This window comes from Chlorobium sp. KB01, assembly GCF_001975465.1.
GTDB lineage: Bacteria > Bacteroidota > Chlorobiia > Chlorobiales > Chlorobiaceae > Chlorobium.
This window is the reverse complement of the sequence record NZ_MPJE01000027.1, coordinates 38,509-51,210: the sequence shown is the minus strand read 5'-3', so window position 1 is coordinate 51,210 and position 12,702 is coordinate 38,509. Positions and strand designations below refer to the sequence as shown.

The 12,702-nt window shown below is 50.4% G+C and carries 8 protein-coding genes and 1 pseudogene; 3 read left to right on the top strand and 6 right to left on the bottom strand.

What is annotated here, in order from left to right; translation table 11 throughout:
• Window positions 1-188 precede the first annotated feature (188 nt).
• From BOO20_RS02805 to BOO20_RS12910, 3 genes are read right to left on the bottom strand one after another with little or no spacing between them, the layout of a single operon-like run.
• Window positions 189-1,004, bottom strand: coding sequence for a tetratricopeptide repeat protein (locus tag BOO20_RS02805; RefSeq protein WP_083694505.1), 816 nt, complete (start codon window positions 1,002-1,004; stop codon window positions 189-191).
• On the bottom strand, window positions 1,001-1,678 hold the full coding sequence (locus BOO20_RS02800; protein WP_076790389.1) for an HAD family phosphatase: 678 nt from the start codon (window positions 1,676-1,678) through the stop codon (window positions 1,001-1,003). The genes BOO20_RS02805 and BOO20_RS02800 overlap by 4 nt, the downstream gene beginning before the upstream one ends.
• A 17-nt stretch (window positions 1,679-1,695) precedes the next feature.
• On the bottom strand, window positions 1,696-1,869 hold the full coding sequence (locus BOO20_RS12910; RefSeq protein ID WP_198935404.1) for a hypothetical protein: 174 nt from the start codon (window positions 1,867-1,869) through the stop codon (window positions 1,696-1,698).
• 231 nt (window positions 1,870-2,100) lie between these two features.
• Between BOO20_RS12910 and BOO20_RS02795 the strand changes: the two genes are divergently transcribed.
• On the top strand, window positions 2,101-2,451 hold the full coding sequence (locus tag BOO20_RS02795) for a hypothetical protein (protein WP_076790388.1): 351 nt from the start codon (window positions 2,101-2,103) through the stop codon (window positions 2,449-2,451).
• A 427-nt stretch (window positions 2,452-2,878) separates the two neighbouring features.
• Window positions 2,879-6,040 carry a tetratricopeptide repeat protein gene (locus tag BOO20_RS12565; RefSeq protein ID WP_233120859.1) on the top strand — a complete coding sequence of 1,054 codons (3,162 nt, stop codon included), beginning with the start codon at window positions 2,879-2,881 and terminating at the stop codon, window positions 6,038-6,040.
• Between the two features lie 68 nt (window positions 6,041-6,108).
• Here the strand turns inward: BOO20_RS12565 and trxA are convergent, their stop codons facing one another.
• On the bottom strand, window positions 6,109-6,438 hold the full coding sequence (gene trxA, locus BOO20_RS02780) for a thioredoxin (protein ID WP_076790386.1): 330 nt from the start codon (window positions 6,436-6,438) through the stop codon (window positions 6,109-6,111).
• Between the two features lie 93 nt (window positions 6,439-6,531).
• Window positions 6,532-10,107 (bottom strand): DNA polymerase III subunit alpha, encoded by a 3,576-nt coding sequence (locus BOO20_RS02775; RefSeq protein WP_076790384.1) that lies wholly within the window; start codon window positions 10,105-10,107, stop codon window positions 6,532-6,534.
• Here BOO20_RS02775 and BOO20_RS12835 point away from each other — a divergent pair.
• Entirely contained in the window at window positions 10,087-10,257 is a 171-nt protein-coding gene (locus BOO20_RS12835; RefSeq protein ID WP_198935406.1) for a hypothetical protein, read from the top strand. The genes BOO20_RS02775 and BOO20_RS12835 overlap by 21 nt on opposite strands.
• Window positions 10,258-10,285: 28 nt before the next feature.
• Here BOO20_RS12835 and BOO20_RS02770 read toward each other — a convergent pair.
• A pseudogene (locus tag BOO20_RS02770) lies at window positions 10,286-12,650 on the bottom strand (glycoside hydrolase family 65 protein).
• Window positions 12,651-12,702 lie beyond the last annotated feature (52 nt).

Sequence of the window (12,702 nt, the reverse complement as noted above, 5' to 3'; positions counted from 1 at the left end):
GCCCAACAAACTGATCGAATCGTGCAACAAATTTATAAGTGCTATCGGGCGTCACTATAAATTGTCGTGAGCGGTTTGAGTACGAGGCGGACGGAGCACAAAAACCGGAATGTACACAGGAGTACATGAGGATTTCGAGCACCGACCAACGATGTAATCGAATCGCGTAACAAATTTATAGCTACGCCCTAAAATGAGCGGTCAAATAATTTCCTGTACTTCCTCGTCACCTCATCATCCTCTCCGAGGTAGCGGAAAATAGCAATACAGGCCTTGCGTGATCCATCGTCATCGTACGAGCGGTTCTGCACAATCACCTCGATAAAGCCGGCAAGTGCCGCATCAAAATGCTGCTGCTTCAGCTCTTCAACAGCCGCAAAATAGTCATCACGAACACCGTCATCAGGAAGGTTGTCCTTACTGATCATACAGAGCCGGGCAAGCACCCTGACGGTCTCTGCCAGAGCGGCATACTGCGGCTCACTCTCAAGCGAAGCACTCAGGCGAAGCGCCTCCTCGGGGTGCACAAAGAGCCGAAGCCTTACGAGCAGTGCTCTTGCCAGAAGATTATCCGCCTCCTTGTGCAGCACCCCCTCAAGGAGCGAAACTGCCATGGCAGGTTTCCCCTGCTCTACCAGTTCGGCGGCAAGGGTAATCTCTTTTTCGTAAAGACCCGGCAGTGCCTGTTTCAGCCACTCCCTGATCCGCTGTTCCGGAATGGCTCCCGAAAACTCGCCGGTCATCTCGCCCTTGATAAAAAGCTGGACTGTGGGAATCCCCCTGACGTGGCAGGTTGAAGCGATATCGGGATGGTCATCCGTATTGATCCTGACCAGCTTCCATCGCCCCTCACTCTCCAGGGCAAGCTTCTCAAGCACCGGAGTCAGCATATGACAAGGCGCACAAACCTCTGCCCAGAAATCAACCAGAACCGGAATATCATGACTCTGTTCAATCACATCGCACTGAAAATCAAAAGGCTGCTGAGCATTCATATCGGTCATAAACTATAAGTGGAAAAGGGTTCTGTCCGGTCACAACGAAAAACAACATGTTTAAGCACTCCGGCGATGCTCTCTTCGACGGCAAAAGCGCGTTCAAACCGCTGAAGTCTGGTGAGGCTGTTCGGCACCACCACACAGGCAATACCAGCCGCATGGGCAGACGCAAAGCCCCTCAGCGAATCCTCGACAGCCAGAGCCTCTCCGGGTGCAACCCCGAGCGCATCAAGAGCCAGGAGATAGGGTTCCGGATGGGGTTTTGGATGCTCCACCTCATCCTCGGTTACAATCACTTCAAAAAAGTCCAGCAGACCGCTTTCGCGGTGCATCATATAGATCTGGTCACGCGGGCTGCCCGTCACCATGGCAAGCTTTACCCTTCCGGTCAACGCCTGAAGGGTTTCAAGTACATCCGGCCTTACCGGTATATCCTTTCCGATCAGCTCCCGGTACTCCCGGTTGCGCCTCTCGATCAGTGGCCCGACAAGAGCATGATCCATTCCAAGGTCGGCAGCAATCTCGAAACTTCTCTTGGCGTTGCCAAGGTACTCCTCAGCCCAGTACTCTTCAGTCAACGCAATACCGTAACCGGCAAAATGAGTACGCGTCAGCTCAAAAAAAACCGATTCGGTGTCAAGCAGAAGCCCGTCATTGTCAAATAAAAGCGCGTCAATCATAAGGTCAGCACTTCCCGCTATTTCGAAAGTTCAACAGTAGCAATTCGTATGTATGAAGAGGCTTCATCAAGTATTTTAAGAGCCTGGCGGATTTCATAATCATCATCCACATAATCCTTTGCCCGGTTCAACCTCTTCTTTGCATCCTCAATGGCATCAGATGCCAACTGTAGATTTGAGCTGATGGACATGGCACTCTCCCTGTTTGGTTATTCTGTATTGCAATACGTACCGTAATGTAGCACCAAATGCTCAAAAGTGGTAACGAAGCTAAAAGTAAAACAACCATTTCAGAGTAATCTGCAAGCTCGCACGTTCTCTTTTCTCCCTGAATGTGAAGAACCAATGCATTTACGCCAGAATTCCCGTATTTTGCAAAAAAACTGTACAGACAATAATTACAGGCACCCATGTAATACATCATGTACGAACCCCACCATACCAGACCCATCCCCTCCGCCCGGTTTGCACTCAGGATCATGCTGCATGGAGCGGTTGCTCTCTGCATTGTCGTCTTTTCACTTCTTATCGGTATTGCAGGATACATGGCAACCGAACAGATGGGGCTGCTCGACGCATTTCTGAACTCATCAATGCTGCTTGGAGGAATGGGGCCGATAAAAACCGAGGGACTCTCTCCTGAAGGAAAGCTCTTCGCCGGTTGCTACGCACTCTATGCCGGGCTGGTCTTTATCGCCGTGATGAGCATCATGCTCGCACCGGTTGTGCACCGGATAATGCACCGCTACCACTGGGATGAAAAACACGATTGAGAGCACCATGACAACAAAACCAAACTGTTATAGTGTTCCTGCCCTGCCGAGTTAAAAAAAGTCAGTAGCGTGGAATCGCCTCTTATGGAACGCGATCGTGCAAAATAAAGAGGCCACGGCGCGTCCAGTCTCACTCTTCCTGGCATAGCTAACACTTCATTATGGGGTTCACAACAAATAGGTTATCCTTTTTTAAAAAAACAGCAACTGTAGTATTAATTACCTCTGTCACTTACGTCCCCTAATCTACCCGAAAAAGAGTGCTTCTGCTGGGTGAATTCCCGTGATATGGTTCTTTTTTAACCCCAAACCGCTTATCTTTTCTCCTGAAGCTCTCACCTTGCAGGGTCAGGTATAACACGTTATCCTGCAAGCCTGGGGCTTTTTTTATGCGCATTCGATCAAGCCAGGCTAACTAATCATGCACATGCCCCGAACAAGTTCAAGCGATTCAGCGCAAGTAAAAGCAAAATTCAAAAGTGCGTTATCGTTTCATCAACAGGGAGAACTTGCTCAGGCAGAAGCGCTTTACGAGGAGATTCTGACAATACAGCCAAAGCAGGCTGACTCACTGCACATGCTTGGGGTTATTGCTTTGCAGAAAAAAGAGTACCGTAAAGCAGTTGATCTGTTCGGAAAAGCCATAGAGATCTATCCCCGCCATTCGGCCTTCTACAACAACAGAGGAAACGCACTCTATGAACTCAGGCATCTTGATGCAGCGCTTGCAAGCTTTGACCAGGCCATTGCGCTCAAGCCGGACTTTGCCGATGCGTACGCAAATAAGGGCATGGTGCTCTATGATCAGGGAGAGTTCAAGGCCGCTCTTGCAAGTTTTGACAAAGCTCTTGATCTCAAATATGACATTGCCAAAGCCTACTACTATAAAGGAAATATACTCCATCACCTGAATCAGTCTGGAGAAGCTCTTTCTTGCTTTGATCAGGCCATTGCGCTCAAACCGGATTATGCTGAAGCTTACGCTAACCGTGGGCTTGTGCTTAAGGATCGAAAAGAGCTGGATGCTGCGCTAACAAGCTTTGACTCTGCGATAAGACTCCAGCCTGACCTTGTTGCTCCCAGGGTTAACAAAGCAATAACCCTGCTCCTCAAGGGCAACTTCAAAGAGGGTTTCGAGCTTTTTGAGTATCGCTGGAAAAACGAGAAGTATCCATCCCCGAATCGCCACTTTTCGCAACCCCTTTGGCTTGGCAGAGAGCCTCTGAAAGAAAAAACCATACTGCTCCACAGTGAACAGGGGCTGGGCGATACCATCCAGTTCTCCCGGTACGCCAAATCCGTTGCTGATCTTGGGGCACGGGTCATCATGGATGTTCCTCTTTCGCTCATCAGTTTAATCAGGGAGATTGACGGGGTCTCTGAAACCGGCATACCCGGATCTCCATTACCACATTTCGACTTTCACTGTCCGTTGCCGAGCTTGCCTCTGGCATTCAGGACCGAGTTGGAGACCATTCCTTCCCCGCAACACTACCTGAAAAGCGATCCCGGCAGGGTAGCGCACTGGAATCTCAGGTTAGGGAACCAAACCAAACCCTGTATCGGTCTGGTCTGGAGCGGAAACACAGAGCCTTACCAAAACCGGAGCATTCCCCTCTCATCACTATTGCAGTGTCTCCCGTCAGGCTTTCACTATGTAAGTCTGCAAAAAGAGGTCAGAGAGCCTGACAGGGAAACACTGCTTGCTCATCCGGAGATCGTGGATTTTGGCGATGAACTGGTTGATTTCAGCGATACAGCTGCCCTCTGTGAGCTGATGGACATCACCATCACTATTGACACCTGTGTGGCACATCTGGCCGGTGCTTTGGGCAAAACGGTCTGGATAGTTCTGCCATTCGCTCCTGACTGGCGCTGGTTGCTTGATCGAACGGACTCTCCATGGTATGATTCCGCAACGCTCTACAGACAAAAGAGTACAGGAGATTGGGAGGGGGTATTGCAACAGCTCAGCGCAGATCTGATCACCGCTTCGACCCGGCTTGTTTCATCGCGCCCCTCAAACACCCTCACGGAGGCACAACTTGATGCAACATTCCGGCAGGCGTTAACACTGCATCAGCAAGGCAAGATCGCACAGGCAACGGTGCTTTACGAGCAGATTCTGGCAGTTTCACCAAAACACGTTGATGCACTTCACTTGTCCGGGGTGGCAGCGCTCCAGTCAAGAGAGCATCAGAGGGCTGCAGATCTGATTGGCAGGGCTATTGTGCTCTCTCCGGACAATGCAACCTTCTACAGTAACCGCGGCATAGCTCTTAAAGAACTCGGGCTGCTGGACGCAGCTGTAGAGAGCTATGACAGTGCCATTGCACGTAAACCGGAGTACCCCGAAGCCTACTCGAATCGAGGTCTGGCTCTCCATGAACTGAAAAAGTATACACATGCTCTTGCAAGCTTTGACAAAGCCATAACCCTCAAACCGGCTTTTCCCGAAGCGCTCTCCAATCGTGGAAATACCCTGCAGGAGCTCAACCGGTTTGAGGAGGCTCTCGACAGTTATGGACGGGCAATAGCCCTTAAAGCAGACTATGCTGAAGCTCTCTCGAATCGCGGCCTTGCCCTCCAGCAGCTCAACCGGTTCGACGAAGCGCTCAACAGCTTTGAGCAGGCGATTGCATTGAGAGCAGACTTTGCCGACGCATGGCTGAACAGGGCACTCGCCCTGCTCCTCAAGGGCAACTTCCAATCCGGCTGGGAGCTCTATGAGTGGCGCTGGCGGTATAGCAGATTCAGCTCCCCGAAACGTGACTTTGACCGGCCACTCTGGCTTGGAAAGGACGATCTTGCAGGAAAAACCATTCTTTTGCACAGCGAACAGGGATTGGGCGACACCTTACAGTTCGCCCGTTACACCCGGTTGGTTGCAGAATCAGGAGCCCGGGTAATTCTGGAACTGCCTCAACCGCTCTACGGGTTACTCAACCATCTGGAGGGTGTTACGCATGCTCTTCAGCAGGGTGATCCGTTGCCCCGGTTTGATTATCACACTCCCCTGCTCAGCTTGCCGCTGGCCTTCAAAACAGCGTTGGACACCATTCCCGATGCCGGTGGCTACATCAAAAATGATCCGCTTAAACTCGAATACTGGCGAGAGCGGCTCGGAGAGAAGAGCGCTCCCCGTGTCGGCCTGGTATGGAGCACTTCGGTGAAGCCTGACCACAACCGCAATATAGCGCTCTCCCTGCTGATTGAGCAGCTCCCTGAAGGCTTTCTCTATGTCAGTCTGCAAAAGGAGATAGAGGTGAGCGACAGGGATGCGCTCAACTCCTGCACCGATATCGTGCACCTTGGCGATGAGCTGAAGGATTTCAGCGATACGGCTGCACTCTCTGAACTGATGGATATCGTCATCACCATCGACACCAGTGTCGCCCATATAGCCGGTGCATTGGGCAAAGCGGTCTGGATACTCCTGCCCTATACACCGAACTGGCGATGGCTGCTTGACAGAGCGGACTCTCCGTGGTACAATTCAGCCAGACTCTATCGCCAACAACGCTTTGGCGACTGGAAGAGCCTGCTCGAAAACGTCACGCTTGATCTGGTCACGGAATACGGGAAATAACTGCATAAAAAAAGCCTCTGTCCCGTTAGAGAGAGAGGCTTTCCTGTTCCCTTGAACTTCAGTGGATATCAGACGAGCTGATCGTCGATTTTTTTGGCAATCTGTTTTTTCGGTACCGCTCCAAGCAACTGGTCAACAACCTGACCGTTCTTGAAGATCAAAAGGCTCGGAATGCTTCTGATGCCATATTTGGCAGCAGTGGCCGGGTTCTCATCAACATTGAGTTTTGCAATGACCGCCTTTCCCTCATAATCACCGGCAAGTTCTTCAATAACCGGGCCAAGCATCATGCATGGTCCGCACCATGCAGCCCAGAAATCAACAAGAGCCACTTTCGATGAATCAAGAATCTCGGCCTGGAAATTCTGGTCTGTTGCTACAAGATATTTTCCGCTCATTTTATTTTATGTACCGGTTTGAATTAGTAATACTGGAAACGTTTCTGCAAGAGAGCCGATAAGTGATGAAAGTAATAAAAAAAACAAATTTCTCTACCCCGAAATCCTGACATTGTCCGGTCCAAGTATCTTCTCAAGCTCTTCAATGGCGCTCTCGGAGGCCTCTACAGGGGTATTGCGGGCAAAAACCGTTATCATTTCAATATTATCTCCCGACTGCGCATTCACTTCGAATTCAACCGGAGTGCCCCCTTTATGTGCGTCAAATACTTTTTTTACTCCCGCCAGCCGTTCAAGCTGAAACAGGTCATCGGCATCAATTTTCAGAACAATTTTTTTAACAAGGGAGTTTCTCACCTTTTTAATCGGCACAACCTCCCTGACAAGCAGTTTGAGCATACCGCCGCTCACCTCTCCTTCGGCAATCAGCATCAACACCTCTTCGGGTTTTATCAGATGCCCGTACTGCTCAAAAACGCTGGCAAAAACGGTAAAATCCGCCTTTCCGGTAAAGTCCTCAATGGTGCCGAACAGCATCTGTTTTCCTTTCCTGTCCTGATAGGGCTTTACCGATACAATGACCCCGATAACCTTGTACTGCTTTGCCGCAATAATCTCCTTTGCATTGAGCTGAAGCGTCGTAAAAGCCTGCCAGTCGCGACGGTAGGGTGAAAGGGGATGATGGCTCAGATAAAATCCCACAAGTTTCTTTTCATGCAGCAGTTTTTCTGCTTCCGCCATCGGTTCTGCCTGATCCATATCAGGATAGTGCTCCTCTTCAAGCAGAGCGCCCTCTTCAGCGGTAAAAAAGCCGCACTGACCCAGCGTTACCGAGCGGTTCTGCATCTGGCCGAACTTGATAGCCTTGTCCACATTGGCAATCAGCCGTGCCCGATGCTGGTCAATCTCATCAAAGGCACCGGCAAGGATAAGGCACTCAAGAGCCTTGCGATTCATGACCCGAAGATCGACCGATGCTGCCAGGTCAAAGAGGTTCTGAAAGTCCCGCTTCCGGCGCAGCCTTGAGGTAACAACCCCCCGTGCGGCACCGCCGACCTGCTTGATGGCGCTCAGCCCTACCCGGATGGAGCATGAACGGCCATCATCGGAATCTTCAACAGAAAAGAGGGTATCACTTTTATTGATCGAAGGCGGCAGGGTCGAAATACCAAAGCTCTTGGCCTCATCGGTCAGGTGTTTCATCCGCTCAGTATCGCCAATTTCGCTGTTCAGCACTGCGGTCATAAACTCAATGGTGTAGTGAGCTTTCAGGTACCCGGTCCAGTATGCCAGAACCCCGTAAGCCGCAGAGTGACTTTTATTGAATCCGTATCCGGCAAACTCGGCCATCAGCTCGAACACCCTTGTGGCCAGGGTATCATGCACACCCTGCGCAATCGCTCCCTGAACAAAATCCGCCTTGTACTTCTCCATGATCTCTGGCATCTTTTTCCCCATAGCTTTGCGGAGATTATCCGCCTTGGCCAGAGAGAATCCTCCCATCACCTGGGAGATCTGCATCACCTGCTCCTGATAGACAATAACACCATAGGTCTCCTTGAGAATCTCTTCAAGCATCGGGTGCATATAGTCAATCGCTTCTCGCCCATGCTTGCGGTCAACAAAAAGATCGACAGCATTGCGCTTCTCATCGATCCGTGCGTTCAGTGCTCCCGGCCGGTAGAGGGCACTCATGGCTATGATATCACCGATCTGGGTTGGCTGCAGTCGGGTCATATAGCTCTGCATCCCCGATGACTCAAACTGGAAAATGCCGGCCATCTTGCCCTCCTGGAAAATCCTGAACGTCTTGCGATCGTTCATGGGAACCTTCTCCAGCTCAATATCAAGATCGTAACGCCGCTTGATCATGCGGAGCGTTTCGTCAATAACGGCAAGGGTTTCGAGGCCGAGATAATCAATCTTGAGCAGTCCCGCCGTTTCAATCCAGTTCTTGTCGAACTGCGTAACGAGCTGCTTTTCGTCAACACCGTCGGAACCCTTCATGCTGCCCGGACCGGGTTCGTCAAGATCGATCTCATCAGCGAATTTACGAACCTCGGTTTCTATCTTGTTGGAAACATAGAGAGGAACCTGCTCTTCGAGAGGACCGGATGTAATAACGACCGCACCTGCATGCATGGAGACATTGCGGGCTCTGCCCTCAAGAGCACGGGCATAACGTACAAGCTCGCGGATTTCGGGTGAACTTTCAGAAAACTGCTTCAGTTCATTGCTTTCATGCAACGCCTTTTCAAGCGTAATGCCCGGTTTGGTCGGAACAAGTTTCGCCAGTTTGTCTACCAGCGGTAGTGGAACCTCCAGCACCCTGCCGGCATCACGTATCGCCGCTTTGGCTCCAAGCGTACCGATCGCAATCACTTTGGCAACACTCTCGGTACCATATTTTTCAACCGTGTATTCCAGAACCTTCTGCTTGCCCACCGGAGTAAAGTCAATATCGATATCGGGCATTGAGGAGCGCTCAGGATTCAGAAACCGCTCAAAGAGCAGCTTGTAGCGTAGGGGATCAATCCTTGTAATACCGGTAAGGTAGGCCACAATACTTCCGGCAGCTGATCCGCGTCCTGGCCCTACCGAATAGCCGAGGGTACGGGAAGCTGCAATCAGATCACTGACAATGAGAAAGTAGGAGCTGAAGCCCATCTTTTCAATCACGCCAAGTTCAAGCTCTATGCGCGCCTTGACATCCTCCTTGGTGATCCCTTCGGCTTCCGAATCAGCATATTTCTCCTTTGCGCCCTCCCATGTCAGATGGCTGAGATAAGCAAACTCGTCCTGAAACCCCTCCGGCAGGGGAAAATGCGGCAGAACCGGCTCCTTCTGGCAGAAGGTGTAGGTACACTTTTCTGCAATCAGCAGTGAGTTGCTTAGCTCACGATGCTCATCACTGAAAAGACGGCTCATCTCGTCTGAAGACTTCAGATAGTGATCAGAACCGGCCAGTGCCTGAAGGTTCTGACTGGAGAGCTTCTCCTTGGTTCGGTTGGCAACCATCGCGCGGTAACAGCCGGCATCCTTTCTTTCGAGATAGTGAACATTGTTGGTTGCAACCAGTTCAATCGATAATTTTTCGGCAAGCGCTATGGTCTCCCTGTTGAGCTTTTCATCAAACGGTGTCTGGTGTTGCTGCAATTCGAGATAGAAGTTATCACCAAAAATCTCCTGGTAGTAGGCTGCAAAAGTTTCCGCTTCATCAATCGCACCGGCCAGCAGAGCCCGACCTATACGTCCCGAACTGTATGCGGATAAACAGACCAGCCCGTCATGATAGTGTTCAAGCAGACGGCTCTCAATATGCGGCATACCGTTGACAAAGCCGTCTTTTGCCGCCCGTGAGAGCAGAATACAGAGATTGCGATAGCCGGTATCGTTCTGTACAAGAAGCACAAGGGAGGGTGACGTGGGTATACGGCTGTGCTGGTGTGTATCGGATTCAAGCAGGAGGAGTTCACTGCCGATAATAAGCTTGATACCGGCATTTTTTGCTTCATAGAAAAGCTCCGGCATATTGAAAATAGCGCAATAATCAGTAACCGCGACACTCTTCATACCGAACCCTGCCGCTGCGGAAAAAAGTTCACCCGGAAAAATCGGACTGCTCTGCATTGAATAGTGCGTATGAGCATGCAAATGAACAAAATCCATAACGATAAAGACCTTCAGGGTTTGATTGATAGCCAGGGAAAAGAGCGGATAGATCGCTCCGCCTGCCGGGGAGCTTGTGAAGATGAAAATAGCAATTTTTTCGGTATCTCAGCCGCTCTCTCCATCATCCTGCAGAGAGTCGATGGGTGAAAACGATTCAGCGTAATCCAACGCTCTTTCAGGAAGAGCAATAAGGCAGCACGGTCAACCGGTTAACCTCTATTTTGTAGGTTTTCCGGTAGAGGCTCAAAGGTACCGGACTCTCTTCTGCGGATCGGATCATGACCTCCACGCTCTCATGATAAACCGTAATCTCAACCGCCCGCCCGCCCCACCGTACAGTGAACGAAAGGCTTTCCCATTTTTTCGGAAGCCATGGTTTGAGCACCAGACGATCGGACTTTATCGAAAACCCTCCGAAGCCGTAAATTGCCGTCTGCCAGGTACCACCAACCGCCGCAGCATGAATACCGAGCGCACTGTTCTCATGGAGGTTTTCAAGGTCGAAGAGAGCGGTCTTCATAAAATAGCTGTAAGCGCGTGTACGCCTGCCGGTAGTAAGACCCATCATGGCATGGATACAGTGACTCAGTGAGGATTTATGCACGGTACGCCGCTCGTAATAGTCATAATTGGCCATTTTATCCTCATCGCTGAATGCATGAGGAAAGAGCAGCATCATGCTCATGACGTCAGCCTGCTTGATAAGCCTTGTTGACTGAATATTGCGGTAATGTACACCCCGGGGAAGCACCGGATGACCCTTGCGGTCAAAATCGGTAATCACATAATCCCTGAGTGAAAAGTATCCATCAAACTGTTCATAGATCTCTGTTTCAGCGTTATAGGAGAGCTTGAGATTGCGGCTGATATCCATCCAGGACTCCACCTCCTCACCCGCCAGCTCTATCTTCGACGAAATGTTCCGGAGCATCCCTGCGTCATTGCGTACCATATACTTGTAAAGCATCGCAGCAAGACGAAGATGCCATTTGACAATAAAATTGGTATAGGCATTGTTATTGACATGCTCATGAAACTCATCAGGACCTATAACACAGTGGATCTCATACTGCTCGCCGATTTTGACCACACGCGAAGCCCAGAAGCGGGCTGTCAGAAAAACCATTTCAAGCCCGTAATTGATCAGAAAACTTACATCGCCGGTGACCCGGAAATACTTTTCCACACCGTATATGACGTCGGAAACAATATGATCCTCCTCGCTCCCGGTGTAGATGAGCCTGATGGTCTTCTCAAGCTTTGAGGCAAATTTCGGCGTAACATCCTCTCCGGTAACTGCCGACTCCCATGGATATTTAGCCCCTTTATAGCCCATTTTCCGGGCATTTTCCCTTGCTCCGCCAAGTGTATTGAAGCGGTAGGAGAAGCATGTTCCGGGCAATTTCCGGAAAATTGTAGATATAAAACGGAAGAATGAATATTTCGGTATCCCAGAAAACATGTCCGAGGTAGCCCTCGGAACTGAGGAATTTCGCCCCGATACCGGACGGGCAAACCGGCTCGTTGATAAGCAGTTGGTAGATATTGTAGCGTAATGCATGCTGAGCCTCTTCGTCACCCCTGATAACGACATCAGAATGCTTCCACTTCTCACTCCATACCGCAAGATAAGCCGTTATTTCACGCTCGGTACCACTGCGGACAAACGCTTTAAGCTTGCAGATCGAACCTTTGAACATCTCATCCGGCTTTATCTCCCTGCTCGTGGTAACAACTGCCAGCTTTTCAAAGATATAGCTCTCCCCTTTTTTTGCCTCGATGGTGATTTCGCTGGTAAACTTCTCTCCGTAAATTCTCGGCTCCCACTTCAGGTAGTGGAAAGAGGGTGAAACCAGACGCCATGAAGCTGCTTCCGAAATCCGTATTCCCCGCTCACGGGTTTTCATCTCCAGATACATAAAAACCCTGCCCCGCTCAATTCTTTCAAGTTGAAGATGCTTGAGCATTTCGCGAGGGAAAAACCCCCTGTTGCAGACATCTCCGTTCAGGCCGGTCAGCACCCGGATCGGTCCGGAAAAATTGCGGGGAGTAATTTTGACCTGCATGTATCCCAGATGCATGTCATGCATAAAGACAAGGCGAACAGTTTCGAGGGTGATGACCTTTCCGGCAGGATCCCTGAAGGTGGTACTGCGGTGCAGTGCCCCTTTTTTCAGATCAAGAGTCTGCTCGTGATGAAGTGCCTTGCAGCTTGAAAGACAGAATTTCTGCCCCTCAACCCATAACGACAGATCAGTCCACATCGGACATTTGACCAGCTCTTCAACATCGGCCTCCGATTTATCATAGATGCCATTCAGATACGTGCCGCCGGAGTGTCCCGGCGGAAGCTCCTCAAGACTTCCCCTGATATTGAGATAACCGTTTCCAATGGTCAGAAGGGTCTCGTTGACCTGTATACTCTTTTCGGATTTTCGAAACCCTTTTCACCTTAAAAGCCACTCCTCACCCGAAAGCGTGAGCAGCTTGTCCGTTACCGTTCCGGCAACGTTTCCCGGCGTTAACGCAGGGTTATCCATAAAAGGCTCCTCTCGGTAGACATCCTTTATTGAGGACTATACTTCACTGAAC

Excerpts from the sequence above, each read along its gene's own strand:
- BOO20_RS02805 (WP_083694505.1), bottom strand. The coding sequence starts at position 1,004 with ATGACCGATATGAATGCTCAGCAGCCTTTTGATTTTCAGTGCGATGTG.
- BOO20_RS02800 (WP_076790389.1), bottom strand. The coding sequence starts at position 1,678 with ATGATTGACGCGCTTTTATTTGACAATGACGGGCTTCTGCTTGACACC.
- BOO20_RS12910 (WP_198935404.1), bottom strand. The coding sequence starts at position 1,869 with ATGTCCATCAGCTCAAATCTACAGTTGGCATCTGATGCCATTGAGGAT.
- BOO20_RS02795 (WP_076790388.1), top strand. The coding sequence starts at position 2,101 with ATGTACGAACCCCACCATACCAGACCCATCCCCTCCGCCCGGTTTGCA.
- BOO20_RS12565 (WP_233120859.1), top strand. The coding sequence starts at position 2,879 with ATGCCCCGAACAAGTTCAAGCGATTCAGCGCAAGTAAAAGCAAAATTC.
- trxA (WP_076790386.1), bottom strand. The coding sequence starts at position 6,438 with ATGAGCGGAAAATATCTTGTAGCAACAGACCAGAATTTCCAGGCCGAG.
- BOO20_RS12835 (WP_198935406.1), top strand. The coding sequence starts at position 10,087 with ATGCAAATGAACAAAATCCATAACGATAAAGACCTTCAGGGTTTGATT.
- BOO20_RS02775 (WP_076790384.1), bottom strand. The coding sequence starts at position 10,107 with ATGGATTTTGTTCATTTGCATGCTCATACGCACTATTCAATGCAGAGC.